Raw genomic sequence first — 20,209 nt, 5'->3', positions numbered from 1 at the left:
ACCAGGATGACCTTCGACCCCCTGGCGATCCTCACTGCCTTCGGGCTGATCTTCCTTGCCGAACTACCGGACAAGACGATGTTCGCCTCCCTGGCCATGGGCACCCGCATGCGGCCCCTGTACGTGTGGTTCGGTACCTCGACCGCGTTCATCGTCCACGTGGCCATCGCCGTCGGCGCCGGCAGTCTCCTGAGCCTGCTCCCGGGCATGGCGGTCAAGCTGGTCTCCGCCGCCCTCTTCGCCTTCGGCGCCGTCGTCCTGCTGCGCAGTGGCGGCGACGACGACGACGAGGACGGAGCGAAGACCGTAACGGGCTTCTGGCCGGTCTACACGACCGCCTTCATGGCCGTCTTCATCAGCGAGTGGGGTGACCTCACCCAGATCACCACCGCCAACCTCGCCGCCACCAACGGCTGGCTGCCCACCGCCATCGGCTCCGCCGCGGCCCTGATGTCCGTCTCGGCCCTGGCCCTGCTCGCCGGCCGGTTCATCGCCAAGCGTGTCCCGCTGAAGACCGTCCAGCGTTTCGGCGGTTTGTGCATGGCCGCCCTGGCTCTGTGGACGCTCGTCGAAGCCTTCACCGGTTAGAACGCGCCGATCGCGCGCCTGCCCGCCACTCCCTCGGGGGAGCCGGGCTCGGCAGGGGCGGCCCCCGGGGCCGAGCGGGAACGGCACCTGCCGCTCCCGCCGGCCCGCCGGGCGTCCATGCCCGGCGGTGCTGCCCTGCTCCCGGAGCGGTACTCCGGGCGTTCGGGGTACTCATACCGTCCCGAGGAAGGAGCGATCATGCAGTACCGAAAGCTGGGCAGCTCGGACCTGGAGGTCTCGGAGATCTCGCTGGGCTCGTGGCTGACCTACTCCGGCGGCGTCGAGGCCGACGCCACCCGCGCCTGCACCGAGGCGGCCTTCGACGCCGGCATCAACTTCTTCGACACCGCCAACGTCTACGGCCAGGGAGCCGCCGAAACGGCCTGGGGCGAGATCCTCTCGGCCCACCCCCGCGACTCCTACATCCTGGCCACCAAGGTCTACTTCCCCATGTCGGACGACCCGGCCGACCAGGGTCTGTCCCCGGCCCAGATCGCCAAGCAGATCGACGCCTCCCTCACCCGCCTGAAGACCGACCACGTCGATCTGTACCAGGCGCACCGCTTCGACCCCACGGTGCCGATCGAGGACACGGTCGAGGCCTTCCGTGAGGTCGTCGAGCAGGGCAAGGCCCGCTACGTCGGCTTCAGCGAGTGGACCCCCGAACAGATCCAGGCCGGCATCGACATCGCCGGACCCGACCTGTTCGTCTCCTCCCAGCCGCAGTACTCGATGCTGTGGCAGGCCCCCGAGGCCCAGGTCTTCGGCCTGTGCGCGGACAACGGCATCTCCCAGATCGTGTGGTCCCCGCTCGCCCAGGGGGTCCTCACCGGCAAGTACAAGCCGGGGCAGCCCGTGCCGGAGGGCAGCCGGTTCGCCTCGGCGGACATGACCGTGTCCCAGGACCTCGTCTACAGCGACGCCACCCTGGAGGCTGTTCAGCGCCTCGTCCCCATCGCGGAAGAGGCCGGCATGAGTCTGCCGACCCTCGCCCTCGCCTGGATCCTGCGCCGTACCGAGGTCGCCTCCGCGATCACCGGCGCCTCACGCCCCGAGCAGGTGCGCAGCAACGCCGCGGCGTCCGGTGCGACCCTTTCCGCCGACGTGCTGGCGGCCGTCGACCGGGCCCTCGGTGACGCCCCCGTCACCGAACCCACCCTCGCCCCCGCCGCCCGGACCGGCGTCAGACACCGCTGACCGGGCGGCGCGGGGATCAGCGGGCCCTCGCGCTCGGGTGGTGCGCGGCCTCCCCGGAAAACAGCTGGCGGACCACGGCGGCCGTTGCTAACCTCCGGGAGACCGTGCGAGAGATCGAGGAGGTGGTACCCGTGAACGCAGTATCGACATGGGTGCTCCCCTCAGGGGTCACGGTCGGTCGGTAGGTCGTCCGGGAGCGCCGTTCAGCAGCACTCCCGAAAGGCACGATCATGCGCTTCACTTCCGAACTGCGCCTCGACGGCGGCGTCCTCGAGCGCGAATTCACGCTCGGCGAGATCCCCGGCACCCTGTGGACGCCCGGGACCGCACCGGCCCCGCTGGTCCTGATGGCCCACAACAACGGCCTGCCCAAGGCGGAACCCCGGCTGGTCGCCCGGGCCCGGTACACCGCGCAACGCGGCTACGCGGTGGCCACCATCGACGCCGCCGGGTGCGGTGACCGGCCCCGTTCCGCCGCCGACGAACAGGCACGCGCCGACCTCCGGCGGGCGATGCGGGCCGGAGAGCCGGTCGACGAGATCTTCGAGTCCTTCATCGGCCCGCTCGTCGAGAACGCGGTCCCGGAATGGCGCACCGCTCTGGACGCCCTCCTCGAGCTGCCCGGGATCGGCGGCCCGGTCGGCTACGCCGGAGGGTGGACCGCCCTCGGCATCCGGCTGGCCGTGGCCGAACCGCGCATCACGGCCGCGAGTTTCTTCGCCGGGGGATACGTGCCCCGCGCCCAGCGCGAGGAGGCCCGGCGGATCACCGTCCCGCTGCTGTTCCTGCTGCAGTGGGACGACGAAGGGAACTCCCGGCGGGACGCCCTGGAGCTGTACGACGCGTTCGGCAGCAAGGAGAAGACACTGCACGCCAACCTGGGCGGACACACCGGCACGCCGGCGTTCGAGCTGGAGGACGGGTGCCGCTTCCTGGACCGCCACCTGAAGTGAGCCGGGTCCGTCCGGCGGACAGCATCCGGTAGGCGCCGTCGGCCAGGCCGCCGTACCGGCCGTACCCCGGGCTCAGCCTCCGACCTGCTTGCCCTTGGCGTTCAGCACGTACCAGACGGCGCCGAACTGGTCGAGGCCCTGGCCGTTGGTCTGCCCCGGCTTGGAGTCACCGGCGTAGTAGTAGAGGGGGTGGCCGTTGTAGGTGACCTGCTCGGCGCCGTCGGAGCGCTTGGCGGTGTCGAGCAGCTTGTCGTCCACCCCCTTGCCGGCCTTGGCCGCGCCCTTGGTGAGCAGCGGCGGCCACGCCTTGGCGCAGTCACCGTCGCAGTTCGACTTGTTCTTCTTGTCGGCGAGGAACAGGTAGAGGGTGCGGTCCTTGTCGTCGACGAGGATGGTGCCGAGGTCACCCGCCTTCTTCGTGTCGACGGTGGCCTGCTTCGTGTCCGAGTTCGAGGTCGTGCCGTAGCCCGCCTCGGAGGAGCCGGCGGAGCTGTCGGAGCAGCCCGTGAGGACGGCGGCGAGCAGAACGGCGGCGGCGCAGGTCGCGGTCGGGATGGTGCGCTTCATCAGAGGGCTCCGGGGGTCGGTGCGACGGGGCCCGGTATGCCTTCCCTCCGGCGCCGGGAAGCCCCCGGGGCTCCGGCCAAGAGCACTCCTCCAGCGCAATGGCCGGGCACGCGGAGAGCCGGACGTTCGGGTCGAGTCAGTCCAGCCCGGGCGTCCGGCCGGACTCCAGCGTCTTCAGAGCGCGTGACGCGTCGAACGGCAGGATGGTCACCGCGACGTGCGGCAACTGCTCCAGCGTCCTGGCCATCGCCTCGCCGGTACCCCGGTGGAGGAGCTTGCCCAGGGCGTTGGCGTACATCCGGCGGGGCACGAGCACGGTCAGCGAGGTGTCCCCGTCCTGCGTGGTACGGACGGCCAGCTCCCGCATCGCGTGACGTAGCCGGCGGTCCGGACACGCCACCAGCTCCAGAGGCACCGAGGTCGCGGACGTCGACTCCCACGCGTCGGACAACCGCTGGGCGTGCGCCTCGTCGATGGCGAAGTGCACCGCCAGGACGCTGTCGGGCCGCAGCTCATGGGCGTAGCGCAGGGCCTTCAGCGTGGCCAGGTCCAGCGTCTCGACGAGGACGAGAACACGGTGGCGGCGGGACCGCGGCCGGTCTCCGTGCGCGGGCAGCCGTTGCAGCGCGGCGGTCTCGTGCCGGTACTCGCGGTTGATCCGCACCAGCGCCCAGACACCGAGTGGAAAGATCACCACGACCAGCCAGGCGCCCTCGGTGAACTTGGTCACCGCGAAGATCAGCACCACGGCCGCGGAGATGACCGCCGCCAGCGCGTTAACCGTGATCTTCACCCGGCGCATGGGCTCACGCCGACGCAGGTGGTACGCCGTGAGACCGGAGCCCGCCATGGTGAACGCGGTGAACACGCCGATCGCGTACAGGGCCACCAGCCTGTCCACGTTGGCGCCCGTGACGAGCAGCAGAGCCAGCGAGACGGCGGTCAGCGCGATGATGCCGTTGGAGAAGGCGAGCCGGTGCCCGCGCCGGGTCAGTACCCGCGGCAGGAACCGGTCCTCCGCGACGAAGCTGGCCAGAAACGGGAAACCGGTGAACGGGGTGTTGGCGCCGGTGTAGAGCACCAGCGCGGTCGCGAGCTGGACGAGGACCAGTCCGGCCGTCCCCAGCGGTCCCGCCCCGAAGGCGAGCCGTGCCTCCTGCGCGATGACGGTCGGGGTGCCGTCGGTGTAGGGGACGGCGTGCGTGTAGTGCGCCAGGGTGGACACGCCCAGGACCAGGACGGCGAGCACGCAGCTCATGGCGATGAGGGTGCGCCGGGCGTTGCGGCCCTGCGGTTCCCGGAAGGCGGAGATGCCGTTCGAGATCGCTTCTAGCCCGGTGAGGGACGAGCCGCCGTTGGCGAAGGAGCGCAGCACGATGAACAGGGACGCCCCTTGGAGCCACCCGTCGCCGGGGCTCCCCAGGGGGACGACTCCGGCGGCCTCCAGGTCGGCGTGCGGCAGCTCGCCCGTGAGCCCGCGTACGGCCGCGACGAGGAGGACGAGACCAATGGCGGCCATGAACAGATAGGCGGGCAGCGCGAACATCCGGCCCGCCTCGCGCACTCCGCGGAGATTGCCGTACGCGAGCAGGAGAATCACCGCCACGGAGACCGGCAGCTGCAGGTGGTCCAGGCCCGTCCAGCCGTTGCCGGCCAGGTGGGCGAGCGAGATGAGGGCGTTGGTGCCGGCCGACACCTGGACGGCGACGGTCACGATGTAGTCGACGAGCAGCGCCACCGCGGCGACCTGCGCGACGTTCGGCCCGAAGTTCTCCCGGGCGACCACGTAGGAGCCGCCGGCCCGGGTGTAGAGCGTGACCACGTCGCTGTAGCAGAGGGTCAGGAGCAGCAGGACCAGCAGGATCGCGCCGGTCAACGGCAGGATCATGGTGAAGGCCGCGACCCCGACGACCGGGACGAGGACGCGGAGCATCTCCTCGGAGCCGTACGCCGACGAGCTGATGCAGTCGGAGGCGAGCACCCCGAGCGCCGTCCGGTTGGTCAGCTTCTCGTCGCTGACGTGCTCGGTGGTGAGCGGTTCGCCGAGGAGGCGTCGCTTGACGCGGTACGCGGGCCGGTCGAGGGTCATGCCGCCATCCAAGCGGGCGTTCGCCCCGGGACCGGGCAGACACCACCGGCAGGCCCGAAGGCTGCGGCGAGCGGGGGAGGGCGCCGGCCCGGGACCCGGCAGCGGCAGGTCAGCAGAGCCGCCGGGCCCGCGGCGGAAACTCGGATGCGGGTACCGACCGGCCACCCTAGGCTGCGCTCGCGGGGGAGGCGAAGCCCCGTGCCGTCGTTGGTGGATCGGAGATGCACGGGGTATGACCAGTCGACTGTCCGCGATCTGTTTCCACGCGACCCGACCCTCGGACCTGGCGCGGTTCTGGTCCGGGGTCCTGGGCTGGGAGCAGGCCGACGAGCCGGACGGCGACGTCGCGATCGCGCCGCCCGGTCCCGCCGGGTTCCGCATACTCTTCCTGCCGGGCCAGAAGCCCAAGAACGGCCAGAACCGCGCGCACTTCGACCTGACGAGCGCCTCGCCGGAGGATCAGCGGCGGACCGTGGCCAGGGCACTTGAGCTCGGCGGGAAGCACATCGACGTGGGTCAACTCCCCGAAGAGGGACACGTGGTGCTCGCCGATCCGGACGGCAACGAGTTCTGCGTCATCGAGGCCGGCAACAGGTTCCTCGCCGACACCGGCTTCATCGGAGCGCTGGCGTGCGACGGTACGCAGGAGGTCGGCTACTTCTGGAGCAAGGCGCTGCGGTGGCCCCTGGTCTGGGACCAGGACCAGGAGACCGCGATCCAGTCACCGGGCGGCGGTACGAAGATCACCTGGGGTGGTCCGCCGGTGGCGCCGAAGAAGGGCACGAACAGGCTGTGCTTCGAGCTGGCGCTCCCCGCAGGCGCCGACTGGGAGGCGGAGGCCGCCCGCCTGGTCTCGCTCGGCGCGACGCGCACCGGCACCGGCGAGAGCGCCGGCGGCCGGGCGCTCCTGCTCGACCCCGACGGCAACGAGTTCTTCGTGCGGAGGTCCCGGTAACGGGGGTGAGGCCGCGTGCACCACCGCCAAGCTGTTCACCTCGACCAACGTGTCGAATCACCCCATGCAGCGGCTGCTCCGACGCGCCTGCTGGCGCCCGGCCGGTCTGCTCCACGGCCTGGACGAGGGAGATCCCGAACTTCTCTACCTCCGGCCGAGTGCGCGGCTCCGGGACGCCGCGGACGCCGGAGGCACGCCCGGCCTCAGGCGATGAGGCACGTGTAGCGGCCGCTCTGTCCGAGGCCGATGCGGCCGGTGCGAGGGAGCAGGACCGGGTCCGGTCGTCCGACGGAAGCCATGGAGCAGGCGGGGTCGCCCACCACTCCCGCGACGGCCATCCGCCGGGCGGCGGCCACCGCGGCCGGGGACGTGTACCACGTCGTGGTCGCCGTCCCGCCGGTGCTCGACGTCGGTGCGGCGGAGGCCTGGCGCCTCGGCGTCGGCTTCGGCTTCGGTGCGCGGGTGACCGACGCCCCTGGCGGTGCGGGCGGTGATGCCGTGCTCCGGGCGGGGGGCGGCACCGCACCGCGCGAGGACGGTGCTGCGGAGCGCGTGGGGGTCGCCCTCGCCCGGGAGGACGGTGCCGCGGGGGAACCGGGCGTGGCCTTCGGTGTCCGCCCGGTCTCCGGAGCGGTGGTGGTCCTGGGAGGCGACGGCGTCCGAGGCGGCCGTGGGCTGGTCCCGTCCCGCGAGGACGCTGCGGACGGGGCGGCCGTCCTCCGGGGCGTCGGGGCGGTGGTGGTGCGGGGACGCGGGGCCGTCGGAGTGGTCGTCCGCGATCGTGGGGCCGTCGGGGCGGCGCTGGAGTGCAATCGCGGCGGCGTCGGACCGGCGCTGGGACGCGATCGCGGCGGCGTCGGCTCCCGGCGCGCGGCTGTCCCGGTCCGCGAAGACGCGGGGGAGGGGACGGGCACCGCTCCGGGTGTCCGCGCGGCCGACGGGGCGACGGCGCCCCGGGAACGCGATGTCTGGTCGCTGGGCGGTGCCGGCGGCCGGGGACCGGCCGGTGTCTTCGGGGCGGGGTTCGAGGCACGGGGCGGTCTCGGCAGCGCCGTGCTCGACGTCTCGGGCGTCGACGACGAGGGCGACGGGGAGGACGGGGACGGCAGCGGAGCCAGGGTCGGCAGAGAGAGGTCGGCCGAGGCCGACGGCGCCGGACTCGGCGTACCGCCGTTCTGCGCCACCCACGCCCACACGCCGACGCCACCGAGGACGAGCACGGCGGCGCCGCCGGCGATCCAGGGGGCCCGCCGGGGTGGGCGTCGGTGACGGTTCATGGTCCTCACCGTCTCCCGTCCGGCGGCAGGGCGCTCGCCGGGAACAGCCGTGTGCCGCGCAGGCGTCGGGAGGCCTGTCCGAAAGCCGCCCCCTCGGGGATGCGTCCCTGACACCTCGGGTATGTCTCGTCCACGCGTGCGTGCGCGGGGTTGGGGGGAACTGGCCCGTGACATGGTGCCGTCCGGGAACCGGAGTCCAGGAGTCCAGGAGAGCACGGCGACGCCAGGCGGTGCGCCTGCTGAGAGCCGGCGGCACGTACGGACCCGAGCTGCGGGAGGTACTTCCGGCGCTGGCCGGAACGGTCCTCACGGCGTGCGGCGCGTTCACCGGCCTCGTGGTGGCCTACCGCTTCCTCGGCCCGGCGGTGCCGCTGGCCGTGCTCGCCCTCGGGGCGGTCGTCGTACCGGTGGTCGTCCGGCGCCGTCGGCCGCTGACCCGGCGCCGCCGCGGGTACTACACGCCGCAGGAGATCGCGGAACTCGACACCGACGGCCTCGCGCTGGCCGTGTGCCGCATGCTCCGCCGGGACGGCTGGACCGTGCGGCGGTCGGCAGACGACGGCGTCCGGCCGCGAGTACGGGCCCGCCACGACCGCGGGCACCGGCTGGAGGTCGCGTTCCGCCCGGTGGCCGAGCCGCTCCCGGACGAGGATCCGCCGCCCGCCCCGGCACACCGCGGGGGCCTCCCGCCACGGCTCCGGCTGGTCGTGCACCGCGGCACCTTCACCGGGCGCGACGTCCGGTGGGCGCGGGCCGAGGAGAACACCCGCCTGATGGACGGCAGCCTGCTGAGGCGTTGGGCGTACGGCACCCCGCTGCACCGGCTGATCGATCTCCGCTGAGCCGTGGACAGGCGTCCGAGCATTTGTACGACGAACTGGGGATCGACAGTGTGCGGGGGGGGGGGGGGGGGGGGGGGGGGAGTCGCCGCCAGCCCCTCAGGACACCGGCGGCACAGCAGCACCACGGGCAACGACCGAGGGCGACGCCGCCCCGGGCCGCCCTCGCGAAGTTCAACGGAAACCCTCCGCGTGGGCCGACCGCCCGCATAGCGTGCGGAGACCCGAACCGCCCCCACCCTCGCGCGGTCCGTGCACGTCGGGCCCCGGCCGCCCCAGGAGTTCGAGATGTCCTACGACCGCTCCGAGTCACCCCCCTTACGACAGCAGAACGGACGGGCCCCCTCCGCCTCCTCGTACCTGCCGGTTCAGCTCCCACCGGCCGACGAGCGACCGGGAAGCGGGGCCCGTCGTGGTTCGGCCTACGGCTACCATCGCGCGCTGCGAGTACTGCGCCGCGCCGGCCGATGGCAGCGAAGGGTGGCCACCCTCGTCGCCCTCGGGTACTTCGCCGTCTTCCTCACGCTCACCGTCGAAGCCCCCGCCCTGATGGCGCGCCCCGTCCTCGGCGGTCTGCCCACGGGACTGCTGCTCGCCCTGGTGCAGGTTCCGGTGACCTGGCTGGCCGTCGTCCTGTTCGAGTACACGGCGCGACGGTACGTCGATCCCCTGGCCCGGAGAGTCGGCCGGTACGCAGCCCCGGACGACGGTGACGGGAAGCCGCGCGGATGACGGAACTCGGCGGCTCCGCGCAGTCCTGGTCCCTCGTCGCCTTCTGCAGTGTCGTCACCGTCACGCTGCTGCTGTGCGTGGTCACCGGCCCCGGCCGCGACGACCTGGAGGAGTTCTACACCGGCTACCGTTCGCTGTCCCCGATGCGCAACGGCCTGGCCGTCGCCGGCGACTACATCTCCGCGGCGACGGTGCTCACCATCGGCGGCGTCATCGCGCTGTGCGGCTACGACGGTGTCGTACTGGCCCTCAGCACGCTGCTGTCCCTGCTGCTGCTGATGGTCCTGTTCGCCGAACCGCTGCACAACACGGGCCGTTTCACGATGGGCGACGCGCTGGGCCGGCGCACGGCGGGCCGGTCCGTGCGCGTCACCGCCTGCGCCGTGACCTTGCTGTCGCTGATGCCGATGATGATCGTGCAACTGGCGGGCGTGGGACAGCTGCTGGCGTTCGTCCTGGGCTTCTCCGGCAGCGTCCTGAAGACGGGCTGCATCGTCGGGGCGGGAACGCTCATGATCAGTTACGCGGCCCTGGGCGGGATGAAGGGCACCGCACTGATCCAGATCCTCAAGACGGTGATCCTCCTCGGCTCCGGTCTCGTGGTCGCCGTGCTCATCCTCCACACCTTCGGCTGGCACCCCGGGACGATGGTCGACACGGCCGCACGGCGCAGCGGGGCCGGTGAGGCGTTCCTGCGCTACGGACTGCAGTTCGCGGACGGGCCGCACCCCGCGGCCGACATGGTCAGCACCCAGGTCGCCATCGTGCTGGGCGGCGCCTATCTGCCGCACGTCACCATGCGCATGTACACCGCGGGCAGTGCCCGGCAGGTGATGCGCACCATGTCCTGGGCGGTGTCGGCGGTCGCCCTGTTCATGCTGGTGATCACCGTCATCGGCATCGGCGCCACGGCGCTCGTCGGCCGGCAGCGGATCACCGCGGCCGACCCGCGCGGCAGCACCGCCTATCTGCTGGGCGCGCGGGCGGCGTTCGGGCCCGAGGTGTCCCGCGTGGAGAGCCTGCTGTTCGGCACGGTCACGACGGCGGTCTTCCTCACCCTCCTCGCGTCGGTGGCAGGCATGACGCTCGCCTGCGCCAACTCGCTGGCGCACGACGTGGCGGCCTCCCGGTCCGCCGGCATGGCGCCGCCGCGCGAGATGACCCTGGCACGCGTCTCGGCGCTCGTCGTCGGCGTACCGGTGGTCCTGCTGGCGGCCCTCTTCCAGCACCGCAGCCTGCAGCCGCTCGCGACGCTGTCCTTCTGCATGGGCGCCTCGGCCATCGCCCCGGCCCTGGTGTACTCGCTGTTCTGGCGCCGTTTCAGCCGCACCGGTCTGCTGTGCACGCTGATCGGCGGTTCGGTCACTGTCCTGGTGCTCATGTCGGGCACCCGGCTGGTCTCCGGTTCGCCGACCTCGGCCTTCCCGGAGGCCGACTTCGACTGGTTCCCGTTCACGACGACCGCCCTGGTGTCGGTGCCGCTGGGCTTCGTGTTCGGCTGGCTGGGCACCCTCCTGGGCGGCCGCCGCGGCGCACGGCGCGAGCGCGACCGGTACGCCGCCGTCGAGCACCGCATCCTCGCCGGCCCACCGAGGCGCCGGCCGGAATGGAGCCCGGACGGGACCACCGCGATCTCCCGCTCCGTACGTGATCGGCGGGACAAGCCCTAGAAGGCTCATGAAGATCTTGGGGTTCTGGCCCCGCCGCGTGAGCGGCGGGGCCAGACTCGTTTCGTGGTGATGGGGGAATGGGCCGGGGAGACGGTCGGGCCGGATGTGTGGGAGACCTGCCGGGAGTTGATCCCGGCCGGGAGTGTGTTCGCGTTCCTGGCCGAGCACCGTGGTGCGCTGTTCCCGGCGGAGATGTTCGCGGACATGTACCCCTCGGCGAACGGGCGGCCGAGTATGCCGCCGCAGATCCTCGCCTCGGCGATCACACTGCAGGCCCTGCACGGGCTGTCGGACTTCGAGACGGTCCAGGAGCTGCGGTGTGACCTGCGGTGGAAGGCCGCTTGCGGGCTCGGTCTGCATGACATGGCGTTCGACCCCTCGCTGCTGGCCTACTTCCGGCGCCGCCTTTCCCGCTCCGCCCGGCCCGACCGCGTCTTCGAGGCGGTGCGGGAGGTGGTCAAGGCCACCGGGGTCCTCAAGGGCAAGCACCGGCGGGCTCTGGACTCCACCGTGCTGGACGACGCGGTCGCCACCCAGGACACCGTCACCCAGCTGATCGCCGCCGTCCGCGCGGTGATCCGCGAAGTCCCCGGCGCCGACCGGGTCGCGGCCGTGCAGTGCACCGCCCATGACTACACCGATCCCGGCAAACCCCGCATCGCCTGGAATGACGAACAGGCCCGCGCCGCTCTCGTCGACGCCCTCGTCGGCGACGCGCTCAGGCTGCTGGGCCACCTTCCCGAGCAGGAACTGGGCGAGAGGGCCGCGAACGCGGTCGGCCTGCTGGCCCTGGTCGCCGGGCAGGACGTGGAGCCGGCCGAGGACTCCGACGGCCGCGACGGCCGCTGGCGCATCACCCGCGGCACCGCCTACGACCGGACCGTCTCCACCGTCGATCCTCAGTCCCGGCACGTCCACAAGAGCCGCACCCGCCGGCAGGACGGATACAAAGCCCACCTCGCGATCGAGCCGGAGACGGGGTTATACACCGCCGTCGCCCTCACACCCGGGGCCGGGCCCGAGCACCACGAGGCCAAGGTGGGCCTGGACCTGCTCGCCGACGAGGACACTGCCCTCGATCTCTTCGGCGACACCGCCTACTCCACCAGCGACGTCCGCCACACCCTTCAGCAGCAAGGTCACCGGCTGTTCCTCAAACCGGCCCCGCTGCGGCCGGCCGTCCCCGGCGGCTTCACCCCCGACGACTTCGCTATCGACACCACCGCCGCCACCGTGACCTGCCCGGCCGGACACACCGTTCCCCTCTCCGAGTCCGGAGGACAGCACCAGCAGCGCAAGGCCGCTTTCAAGGACCTGTGCTCCGGATGTCCCCTGCGCGAGCGGTGCACCAAGGCCAAGGCCGGACGCATCCTGACCATCCGCCCGCACCACGACCTCCAGGCAGCCGCCCGCGACCAGGCCGCCACCGACCCCGACTGGCAAGCCCACTACAGGCGCTGGAGACCCCCGGTCGAACGCGCCGTCGCCTGGCTCGTCCAGCACGGTAACCGCCGCCTGCGCTATCGCGGCACCATCGCCAACAACACCTGGCTACACACCCGAGCAGCAGCCCTCAACCTCCGCCGACTGATCAACCTCGGACTCACCCGAACAGGCAGCACCTGGACGATCAACCCAGCAACCGCATAGACCAAGGGGCCGCCCGGCCTACGGCCGGACAGCCCCTCACCAAGATCTTCATGAGTCTTCTAGGTGTCCAAGTGAACGACCTCTTGGCCGACGGGGGGCGATCGGCCAGGCGGTGTCTCCACGCGGTGGCCCGAGCGGGCGGCGGTGGTCGGCCCACCCGCCGCCCGCGAAAACGGGACGGCCGGCCTCAGCGCTACCTGGTCAGTTGGTGCCCAGGGCGTCGCGCAGCGTGGTGATGGCCTGGGTGATGGCGGCCTGGGCGGCGTGGGTCTCGCGCAGGGCGTTGAGCATCACGAAGTCGTGGATGACGCCCTGGTGGCGGACGGCGGTGACGGGGACGCCGGCCTCGCGGAGCTTGTTGGCGTAGGCCTCGCCCTCGTCGCGCAGCACGTCGGCCTCGCCGGTGATGACCAGGGCCGGGGGCAGGCCGGTGAGCTGCTCGGTGGTGGCGCGCAGCGGGGAGGCGGTGATCTGGGCGCGCTCGCTCGCGTCGGTCGTGTACTGGTCCCAGAACCACTGCATGCCGTCGCGGCGCAGGAAGTAGCCCTCGGCGAACTGGTGGTAGGAGGCGGTGTCGAAGCTCGCGTCGGTGACCGGGTAGAACAGCACCTGCTGCACCAGGGGGACGCCACCGCGCTCCTTGGCCATGAGGGTCAGCGCCGCGGTCATGTTGCCGCCCACGGAGTCGCCGGCCACGGCGATACGGGTGGCGTCCAGGTTGTTCGCGGCGCCTTCGGTGACGATCCAGCGGGCGACGGCGAAGTTCTGCTCGATGGCGACGGGGTAGCGGGCCTCGGGCGAGAGGTCGTACTCGGGGAAGACCACGGCCGCTCCGGCGCCGACGGCCAGTTCGCGGACCAGTCGGTCGTGGGTGTGGGCGTTGCCGAAGACCCAGCCGGCGCCGTGGATGTAGAGGATCACCGGCAGGACGCTCCGAGCGTCGGCGGGGCGGACGATGCGGACCTTGACCGATCCCGTGGGGCCGCCGGGGACGGTCACCCACTCCTCCGCGATCTCCGGCTTGCCGATCTCACCGGACTGGACCTCGTCGACCGTCTTCCGGCCTTCGACCGGCCCCAGGTCGAAGAGGTACGGCGGGTTCGCGGTGGCCTCGGCGAAAGCAGCGGCGGCAGGCTCCAGCACGGGACGGGTGGCGGACTCGGACATGGGTCGCTCCTCGTAGGGGATGGCGGTGGGCGGCGAGCCGGGGACTCGGCCGTCCGGCGGGACCGATGGAACAGGCGCGGCCTGCCCACGCGAACCGACGAACTCGCCACTCTCGCCAGGCCGCGCTCCGCCTACCCCTGTTTGATCGCGGAGATGTCGAACTCCAGGACGATCTTGTCGCCGACCAGCACGCCGCCGCCTTCCAGGGCCGCGTTCCAGGTCACACCGAAGTCCTTGCGGGAGATCGTCACCGATCCCTCCAGACCGACGCGCTGGTTGCCGAAGGGGTCGACGGCGTTGCCCGTGTATTCGAAGTCGATGGTGACCGGCCGGGTGGTGTCCTTGATGGTGAGGTCCCCGGTGACGCGGTACTCGGTGCCGGAGCGCGGCTCGACCGAGGTGGTGCGGAAGGTGATGTCGGGGAAGTTGGGGGCGTCGAGGAAGTCGTTGGTGCGCAGGTGCTCGTCGCGCTGCTCGACCCCGGTGTCGATGCTCTGGGTCTTGATCACCACGTGAGCGGTGGAGCGGGCCGGTTCGGCGCCGTCCAGATGGGCGGTGCCCTCGAACTCGTGGAACGCCCCGCGGACCTTGGTCACCATGGCGTGGCGGGCCACGAAACCGATACGGGTGTGGGCGGGGTCGAGGACGTAGTCCCCGGTGAGGTCGGCGTGGCCGGCGGGCGTGGTCATGGTTCTCCTTGAAGGTCGGCATCACGGCGGCGATCGTCCGGAACGTTCCCGAAGCACGCTAGGCCGTCGCGCGTCCCCGGCTCGCCCGGACGCGCGAACTACTCCCGGAGTGCACTCTGACCGGTGATGTCGAGCCATCGGTTGAGTCGTCTCCACAGCGGGGCCCCGTTCGGCGTCCCTTCCCTCCGGGACCCCACTGCCGGGTCACCCGTCGGCTTCCCGGGCCGTCACACCCAGTGGCCGACGGACCCGTACAGGTCGATCCCGGCCTGCACGGTGCGCAGCGTCCAGTACGTGGCCGTCATGCCGGCCGCCACGATGACGCAGCTCCTGCGAAACCTCCGCCACACCTTCCACTCGCGCATTGCGTACCTCCCCTTCGTGCGTACTGACCTGGGGCCAGGGCCCGGTCCGCGCTCTCGGGACCGCGGTGCTCGAGAGTCGTAGGCCGGTGCCGGAGGGGGCGACGTCGAACGGAACAGGAGGAGCAGGGAACACACGCTTCGGGGCTGGGTACCGCGCCTCGGTCACGGAGGGACGGGCTTCGGCGCAGCTGGGGAACACGCGCTGCAGGTCGCGCACTTGACGATCTGCTGATTCGGGTTGGGCGTCGCCGCCCTTCTCTACCTCGGATGATCCCGCCGTGATGCATGCCGTGCGCACTTTGGCGTGGCGTGTCGTCGGTCAAGCCCCCGGACGGCCGAGTCCCGGGGCCGGGGGAGTGGTCCGCCGCCGGGCCTCGCACGACGTCACGGCGCTCGCCAGATGTTGTCGAAGGCCGCCTCTTCGATCTGCCGCTGTTGCCGTACCCCCGCGAGTTCCGTCACGGCGTCCTCGACGGCGGTCAGTACCGTCACGAGCGCGTCGGCGTCGAAACCCTCGAAGTCGCCGACCGGCTCGTCGTGCACCCCCACGACGGCGGCGAGGCCGGAGAGGACCGGCTCGCCCGACCTCCAGCGCTCGGCCGCGTGGCGCCAGGCCGGCGAGTCGACCGGAGTCTGCCGGTCGGACCTGCGGCGAAGCCAGCCGCGCCGTTGCCGGGTGTCGTCCCCTTCCGCTTCCAGCGTGGCGCGATATGCCTCGGACAGGCCGCGGCCCCGGCGCCACAGCCAATCCTCGACGGACTCGTACGGCGCCACCCGGTCGAGCGACGACTCCGCCTCGTCCAGCAGACTATCGTCCATGCCCCGCTGCGTGCCGGGCACGATGCGGTCGCCGTGCAGAGTGACGGCTCCGGTGCCGAGCAGGTCGACGAGTTCCGCCCCCGCGAGCGCCAGCGAGAGATCGCCCTTCTCCACAGGGCGGTCGGAGGCGGTTTCCAAGGTGACGATCAGCAGGTCCATGGGTGTGGTCATGTCGGACTCCGTAACCGGATGCGCAGTAGGGACGGCAGCGGTAACCCAGGCCATCGCTTCCGTCACGCCGGCTGGGCGTGGGGATCGTGGCAATCCCAGCTTACGTACGGCCCGGTCATCGCGGTGCTGCTGATCCACCGTCAGGTCGGCGTGGCCGCCCAAGCAGAACGGCGTCGTACCGAGCGGCACCGGCATCCGGCCCCGCCGCCCGCCGGGCGGACACCCGGCGGGCGGTGACACCCACTCCCTCAGGGGGCGATGGGCAGCTGACGCTTGTGCTCGGTGAGGTGGTAGCGCGCGACGATCTTCTTGAAGACCGCCTCGTCCACCGGCTTGCCCTCCAGGAAGTCGTCGATGTCGTCGTAGGCGACTCCGAGGGCGTCCTCGTCGGCCTTGCCCGGGGCGAGGGTCTCCAGGTCGGCCGTCGGCGTCTTCCACACCAGCTCGGAGGGAGCACCCAGCGCGTCGGCGAGGGCGCGCACCCGGCGCTTGGTCAGGCCGGTCAGCGGCACCAGGTCGGCGGCGCCGTCACCGAACTTCGTGAAGAAACCGGAGACGGCCTCGGCGGCGTGGTCGGTACCGACGACCAGGCCGTCGTGCGCCCCCGCCACCGCGTACTGGGCGATCATGCGCTGCCGGGCCTTGATGTTGCCGAGGACGAAGTCCTGGTGGTGGGCGTCGCGGAAGGCGACGTCGGCGGTCACCGCGGCCTCCAGCGCGGCGTCGCTCGCGCGCTTGACGTCGACGGTCAGCACATGGTCGGCCTGGATGAAGGAGAGCGCGAGCTGCGCGTCGTGCTCGTCGGCCTGGGCGCCGTAGGGCAGCCGCATCGCGTAGAAACGCGCCTCGTGGCCGGCGGCGCGGGCCCGCTCGACGGCGAGCTGGCACAGGCGGCCCGCGGCCGTGGAGTCCACTCCGCCGCTGATCCCGAGGACGAGGGACCGCAGACCGGTGGAGGTGAGCCGCTCGGCGAGGAAGGCCACCCGGCGCTCGATCTCCTGCTCGGCGTCGAAGTTCTCTGCCACGTGGAGTTCCCTGGCGATCTGCTGCTGCTGGGCGATGGGCGCCGGCTCGCTCACGTCTGCTCCTGATCTCGTTCGCGTTGTGCTGCCGTTCCCAGCCTACCCAGACGCCCCCACCAGCATGGGGGCCGCGTCAGGCGCAGGCCGCTCGGGCGGTGAACCGCGTCATGGGCGGCCCGGTTCCGGAAGTTCACGGCCCAGGCGGGCGAGCGGGGAGAAGGCCATCACCGCCGGGGAGAGCATCATGCCCGCGGCCGTCACGAGGAGACTCGTGCGCAGCCCCCACTCCGCCGCGAGGAATCCGCCGGCCAGCGAACCCAGCGGCGCCGTCCCCATGCCGGCGAACGTGATCGTCGCGGCCACCCGGCCCTGCATCCCGTCCGGAGTGACGGCCTGCCGGACGGCCATGAGCGTGACGTTCACCAACTGGCCGCCGAGCCCGAACACGAAGCCGACCGCGACGAGCGCGGTGACCGTCACGGCCGACGAACCGTGCAGCGCCGCCACACACAGGAACGCGCCGTCGCCGAGCACCGCCGCCCACACGAGCACGACGCCGTGACCGAACCGGCTCGGCAGCCGTGCGGCCAGCGCCGAGCCGACCAGCGCCCCCGGCCCCGCCGCCGCGAGCGCGAGCCCGACGACCGTGCCCGACAGGTGCAGTTCCCGCGGCAGGAAGAGAAGCTGGACGGTCGTCACGGCCGCGAAGGAGAACTGGAAGACGGCCGAGGCCAGGCACACGGTCCGCAGTGCGGGGTCGCCGGCCACGAAGCGCAGGCCCTCGCGAACGCGGCGCCGGACCCGGGGCGCGTGCTCCGCGCGTCCCGGGACCGCTTCGGACCGGCGGACGCGCCGGATCGACAGGAACGACAACGCGAAGAACAGTGCGCCGGAGGCGACAGCGACCGGTGCCGACAGCAGCGACACCAACGCACCGCCGAGAGCGGGACCCCCGACCTGTGCCGCGGACCTGCTGCCCTCCAGTGCGCTGTTGCCCCGCACGAGCCGGTCGCGTTCCACCATGCGAACCAGAGACGTCTGGTAGGCCACGTCGAAGAACACGGACAGCGTTCCGACGGCGAAGGCCAGCACGAGCAGGCCGGGCAGGACCATGAGGCCGAGGACACAGGCCGATGCGGCGGCGCCCAGCGCCAGAGCCCGGCCGGCGTCCGCGAGCACCATGGTCGTCCGGGTCCGCCACCCGTCCACCCACGCGCCGGCGACGAGCGAGAGCAGCAGCACCGGCGCCTGGCCCACCGCGCGGAGGACGCCCAGCTGACCGGCACTGGCGTCGAACGTCAGGACCGCGAGGAGCGGCAGGACGACCAGACTCGTGTGTTCACCGAGCTGAGAGGCTGTCTGACCCAGCCAGAGCCTGCGGAAGTCGGCGTCCCCCCACAGGCTCGAGGGCACGGGCTCGACGGAATCGGGTACGGCGGGGGAAGCGGACGGCACGGGAGTCCCTCGGGTGGCCGACGACGAGGCCCGCCGCCGGCACCTGAACGGTGTGCCGGCGGTGTTCGGGCGGGGGAAGGCTCGCTGTGCCGCGCATCAGGGGCAGCACGCGATGACGGGCCGGTCACGGCCCACAACGTCAACGCGCGCTCGGACGACCGACCATGTCTCGACTCCTCGTGGGTGACTCCGTGCGCCGTACCGTAGCCGACGGCGGTCACGGCCGGGCGGGCGTCGCGCCGCGCGGCGGCGGCACGGACAGGTCGGGATCGCCGAACTCCGTGCGCAGGGCCTGGAAAGCGGTGACCTTGTCCGCACCGAAGCGGCGCACCTGGGAGGCGTACTCGTCCGCTGTGAGGAACGCCGTGGGCCTGGACTTGCTGTGGAACTTGTCCGCGTACATGACCAGCCGCTCCTCGTCCGTCACCGCCAGGTAGTCGGCGACGGGCAGGGGGAGGCCCTGGGTCACGACGTCCTCCTTGGTGACCCCCACTCCCGTGTGGTGGGAACAGAAGCGGCGCAGCGTCTCCGGGAAGCCCTCGTCCTCCAGGATCCCGTGGCCGAGCAGCCCGTGCCGGATGTAGTTGCCGTGGTCCAGCCGTCCGTCGTCCCCGTAGAGGCGGTAGACGCCGATGTCGTGCAACAGGCAGCCGGCGCGGACCAGTTCGGCGTCCAGGTGACCGAGACGGGGCGCGGTGAGGAGCTGCTCGGCGATGCTCCAGACGATCTCGCAGTGGGTGTGCACGAGATCGAACGCCTCGGTGGTCGGGGCGTACTTCCGGTGCAGCGCACGGATCTCTTCGGTTCCCGGAATCCTCACCGGGGGAGCCTAACAACGTCCTCGATGACGACGACGAGGCCGCCCGGCGGATCCCCGGCCACCGTCGCCTACTCCGGGGGAGTGGGGGTGTCGTGGGTGCGGTACATCGCCTGCACGTCCAGCTCCAGTTGGACGGTCGGCCCGACCACCGCGATGCCGCGGGCCAGCATGGAACGCCAGTTGAGGGTGAAGTCCTCCCGGTGGAGTTCCGCCTTGGCGAGCGCCGCGCAACGCAGTTCCTGGTCGTAGCCGCCGTTCACCGTCCCGAGGTAGGTCGTGTCGAGACCGACGGAGCGGCTGGTGCCGTGCATGGTGAGCGTGCCGTGCAGCGTCCACTTGGACCCACCGCGGTAGACGAACCGGGTGCTGGTGAAGTCGATGTACGGATACCGCTCGACGTCGAGGAAGTCCGCGGAACGCAGGTGGTTGTCACGGGTGTTGTTGCCCGTGGTGAGACTCGAGGCGTCGATGCGCACCGAGACGTGGGAGTCGGCCATGTTCGGCGCGACGCGGATACCGCCCTGGAAGCGGGTGAAGCGGCCGTGCACATGGGCCATGCCCACGTGCTTGGCGATGAAGCGGATCGCGGTGTGCGGGGGGTCGAACAGCCAGGTGCCGGCCGTCGGCAGTTCCAGTTGGCGGGCGGACTCCAGCGCGACACGCACGGGAGGAAGCGCCACTCCGGCGGTGATGTCGAGGTTCTCGCGGGCCGGCGCCAGGCCCTCGGCCACCGTCATCACGCTGTAGGAGCCGGGTGGCAGCGTGGCCACGAAGTAGCCGTTCGGGTCGGTGGTCCCGTGGGTCGCCACGCGGTGGCTGTCCACCGCGGTCACCGTGACGTCGGCTCCGCCCATGGGCTGTCCCATGGGGTCGACGACCTCGAAACCGAAACCTCCCGCGCCGGGCGGCAGGGGGACCGACAGGCTCGGCGGGGCATCGGACGAGCCGCGGGAACGCCGGCGTCGGAGCAGCCCGAGGGCCATGGAGTTCACCTTTCATCACGCGTGTCACTGACGCGTCCCGCTCGACCTCCTGCGTTCGCGGTCGTCAAGAACCCTCCGGAAGGGGGCGCGGGCGTGACGCGGCAGTTCGTTAACGATCATAAAGCCGTCGTCTCGCGCAGGGTTACTCAGGGGTCATGAGCTGGCAGAACCGACTCCAGGCCGAAGAATCGGCGTACAACA

The 20,209-nt window shown here is 71.8% G+C and carries 19 protein-coding genes; 9 read left to right on the top strand and 10 right to left on the bottom strand.

Annotated elements, in window-relative coordinates; translation table 11 throughout:
* Positions 1 to 6 precede the first annotated feature (6 nt).
* The 3 genes from AC0VYN_RS18870 (at position 7) to AC0VYN_RS18860 (ending at position 2,738) form a co-directional block, all read left to right on the top strand.
* A complete protein-coding gene (locus AC0VYN_RS18870; RefSeq protein WP_386921071.1) occupies positions 7 to 588 on the top strand; it encodes a TMEM165/GDT1 family protein in 582 nt (193 codons plus the stop codon).
* Between the two features lie 198 nt (positions 589 to 786).
* Positions 787 to 1,785, top strand: a complete 999-nt coding sequence (locus AC0VYN_RS18865; RefSeq protein ID WP_475531870.1) for an aldo/keto reductase family protein — start codon at positions 787 to 789, stop codon at positions 1,783 to 1,785.
* A 230-nt stretch (positions 1,786 to 2,015) separates the two neighbouring features.
* Entirely contained in the window at positions 2,016 to 2,738 is a 723-nt protein-coding gene (locus tag AC0VYN_RS18860) for a dienelactone hydrolase family protein (RefSeq protein WP_475531869.1), read from the top strand.
* 72 nt (positions 2,739 to 2,810) lie between these two features.
* Here the strand turns inward: AC0VYN_RS18860 and AC0VYN_RS18855 are convergent, their stop codons facing one another.
* Both AC0VYN_RS18855 and AC0VYN_RS18850 read right to left on the bottom strand, forming a co-directional pair.
* A complete protein-coding gene (locus AC0VYN_RS18855; protein WP_475531868.1) occupies positions 2,811 to 3,305 on the bottom strand; it encodes a COG4315 family predicted lipoprotein in 495 nt (164 codons plus the stop codon).
* Between the two features lie 136 nt (positions 3,306 to 3,441).
* Positions 3,442 to 5,394, bottom strand: a complete 1,953-nt coding sequence (locus AC0VYN_RS18850; protein ID WP_475531867.1) for an APC family permease — start codon at positions 5,392 to 5,394, stop codon at positions 3,442 to 3,444.
* A gap of 232 nt (positions 5,395 to 5,626) precedes the next feature.
* Here AC0VYN_RS18850 and AC0VYN_RS18845 point away from each other — a divergent pair, with 232 nt between their 5' ends.
* The 6 genes from AC0VYN_RS18845 to AC0VYN_RS18820 all read left to right on the top strand — a co-directional run bounded on the left by AC0VYN_RS18845 (position 5,627) and on the right by AC0VYN_RS18820 (position 12,517).
* Entirely contained in the window at positions 5,627 to 6,349 is a 723-nt protein-coding gene (locus tag AC0VYN_RS18845) for a VOC family protein (protein ID WP_475531866.1), read from the top strand.
* A 297-nt stretch (positions 6,350 to 6,646) separates the two neighbouring features.
* Entirely contained in the window at positions 6,647 to 7,618 is a 972-nt protein-coding gene (locus tag AC0VYN_RS18840) for a hypothetical protein (protein ID WP_475531865.1), read from the top strand.
* 238 nt (positions 7,619 to 7,856) lie between these two features.
* A complete protein-coding gene (locus tag AC0VYN_RS18835) occupies positions 7,857 to 8,468 on the top strand; it encodes a hypothetical protein (RefSeq protein ID WP_475531864.1) in 612 nt (203 codons plus the stop codon).
* 285 nt (positions 8,469 to 8,753) lie between these two features.
* Positions 8,754 to 9,197 (top strand): DUF485 domain-containing protein, encoded by a 444-nt coding sequence (locus AC0VYN_RS18830; protein WP_475531863.1) that lies wholly within the window; start codon positions 8,754 to 8,756, stop codon positions 9,195 to 9,197.
* The gene (locus AC0VYN_RS18825; protein ID WP_475531862.1) at positions 9,194 to 10,867 is read left to right on the top strand and encodes a sodium/solute symporter; all 1,674 of its coding nucleotides are present in this window, start codon (positions 9,194 to 9,196) and stop codon (positions 10,865 to 10,867) included. Before AC0VYN_RS18830 ends, AC0VYN_RS18825 begins: the two co-directional genes overlap by 4 nt.
* Positions 10,868 to 10,936: 69 nt before the next feature.
* Positions 10,937 to 12,517: an IS1182 family transposase gene (locus tag AC0VYN_RS18820; protein WP_475536814.1), complete on the top strand. Its 1,581-nt coding sequence runs from the start codon at positions 10,937 to 10,939 to the stop codon at positions 12,515 to 12,517.
* Between the two features lie 201 nt (positions 12,518 to 12,718).
* Here AC0VYN_RS18820 and AC0VYN_RS18815 read toward each other — a convergent pair whose 3' ends face one another.
* The 8 genes from AC0VYN_RS18815 to AC0VYN_RS18780 all read right to left on the bottom strand — a co-directional run bounded on the left by AC0VYN_RS18815 (position 12,719) and on the right by AC0VYN_RS18780 (position 20,008).
* The gene (locus tag AC0VYN_RS18815) at positions 12,719 to 13,684 is read right to left on the bottom strand and encodes an alpha/beta hydrolase (protein ID WP_475531861.1); all 966 of its coding nucleotides are present in this window, start codon (positions 13,682 to 13,684) and stop codon (positions 12,719 to 12,721) included.
* Between the two features lie 131 nt (positions 13,685 to 13,815).
* On the bottom strand, positions 13,816 to 14,373 hold the full coding sequence (locus AC0VYN_RS18810; protein ID WP_386921053.1) for a YceI family protein: 558 nt from the start codon (positions 14,371 to 14,373) through the stop codon (positions 13,816 to 13,818).
* A 227-nt stretch (positions 14,374 to 14,600) separates the two neighbouring features.
* Positions 14,601 to 14,738 (bottom strand): hypothetical protein, encoded by a 138-nt coding sequence (locus tag AC0VYN_RS18805; RefSeq protein ID WP_385457357.1) that lies wholly within the window; start codon positions 14,736 to 14,738, stop codon positions 14,601 to 14,603.
* Positions 14,739 to 15,122: 384 nt separating this feature from the next.
* Positions 15,123 to 15,728: a GOLPH3/VPS74 family protein gene (locus AC0VYN_RS18800; protein WP_475531860.1), complete on the bottom strand. Its 606-nt coding sequence runs from the start codon at positions 15,726 to 15,728 to the stop codon at positions 15,123 to 15,125.
* 248 nt (positions 15,729 to 15,976) lie between these two features.
* Positions 15,977 to 16,807, bottom strand: coding sequence for an ammonia-dependent NAD(+) synthetase (gene nadE, locus AC0VYN_RS18795; RefSeq protein ID WP_475531859.1), 831 nt, complete (start codon positions 16,805 to 16,807; stop codon positions 15,977 to 15,979).
* A gap of 108 nt (positions 16,808 to 16,915) precedes the next feature.
* A complete protein-coding gene (locus AC0VYN_RS18790; RefSeq protein WP_475531858.1) occupies positions 16,916 to 18,205 on the bottom strand; it encodes an MFS transporter in 1,290 nt (429 codons plus the stop codon).
* Between the two features lie 217 nt (positions 18,206 to 18,422).
* Positions 18,423 to 19,025: an HD domain-containing protein gene (locus AC0VYN_RS18785; protein ID WP_475531857.1), complete on the bottom strand. Its 603-nt coding sequence runs from the start codon at positions 19,023 to 19,025 to the stop codon at positions 18,423 to 18,425.
* A gap of 68 nt (positions 19,026 to 19,093) precedes the next feature.
* Positions 19,094 to 20,008 (bottom strand): YceI family protein, encoded by a 915-nt coding sequence (locus AC0VYN_RS18780; RefSeq protein ID WP_475531856.1) that lies wholly within the window; start codon positions 20,006 to 20,008, stop codon positions 19,094 to 19,096.
* Between the last annotated feature and the right edge of the window lie 201 nt (positions 20,009 to 20,209).

It is taken from the genome of Streptomyces sp. 63XJN7_1_ISO-PGPR-S23-121, assembly GCF_056173025.1.
Note: the sequence above shows the minus strand (reverse complement) of the source record. Positions and strands in the feature narration are given on the sequence as shown.

Bases quoted from the DNA above. Each gene is read 5' to 3' on its own strand.
- AC0VYN_RS18870 (WP_386921071.1), top strand. From the start codon at position 7: ATGACCTTCGACCCCCTGGCGATCCTCACTGCCTTCGGGCTGATCTTC.
- AC0VYN_RS18865 (WP_475531870.1), top strand. From the start codon at position 787: ATGCAGTACCGAAAGCTGGGCAGCTCGGACCTGGAGGTCTCGGAGATC.
- AC0VYN_RS18860 (WP_475531869.1), top strand. From the start codon at position 2,016: ATGCGCTTCACTTCCGAACTGCGCCTCGACGGCGGCGTCCTCGAGCGC.
- AC0VYN_RS18855 (WP_475531868.1), bottom strand. From the start codon at position 3,305: ATGAAGCGCACCATCCCGACCGCGACCTGCGCCGCCGCCGTTCTGCTC.
- AC0VYN_RS18850 (WP_475531867.1), bottom strand. From the start codon at position 5,394: ATGACCCTCGACCGGCCCGCGTACCGCGTCAAGCGACGCCTCCTCGGC.
- AC0VYN_RS18845 (WP_475531866.1), top strand. From the start codon at position 5,627: ATGACCAGTCGACTGTCCGCGATCTGTTTCCACGCGACCCGACCCTCG.
- AC0VYN_RS18840 (WP_475531865.1), top strand. From the start codon at position 6,647: ATGGAGCAGGCGGGGTCGCCCACCACTCCCGCGACGGCCATCCGCCGG.
- AC0VYN_RS18830 (WP_475531863.1), top strand. From the start codon at position 8,754: ATGTCCTACGACCGCTCCGAGTCACCCCCCTTACGACAGCAGAACGGA.
- AC0VYN_RS18825 (WP_475531862.1), top strand. From the start codon at position 9,194: ATGACGGAACTCGGCGGCTCCGCGCAGTCCTGGTCCCTCGTCGCCTTC.
- AC0VYN_RS18820 (WP_475536814.1), top strand. From the start codon at position 10,937: ATGGGGGAATGGGCCGGGGAGACGGTCGGGCCGGATGTGTGGGAGACC.
- AC0VYN_RS18815 (WP_475531861.1), bottom strand. From the start codon at position 13,684: ATGTCCGAGTCCGCCACCCGTCCCGTGCTGGAGCCTGCCGCCGCTGCT.
- AC0VYN_RS18810 (WP_386921053.1), bottom strand. From the start codon at position 14,373: ATGACCACGCCCGCCGGCCACGCCGACCTCACCGGGGACTACGTCCTC.
- AC0VYN_RS18805 (WP_385457357.1), bottom strand. From the start codon at position 14,738: ATGCGCGAGTGGAAGGTGTGGCGGAGGTTTCGCAGGAGCTGCGTCATC.
- AC0VYN_RS18800 (WP_475531860.1), bottom strand. From the start codon at position 15,728: ATGACCACACCCATGGACCTGCTGATCGTCACCTTGGAAACCGCCTCC.
- AC0VYN_RS18780 (WP_475531856.1), bottom strand. From the start codon at position 20,008: ATGGCCCTCGGGCTGCTCCGACGCCGGCGTTCCCGCGGCTCGTCCGAT.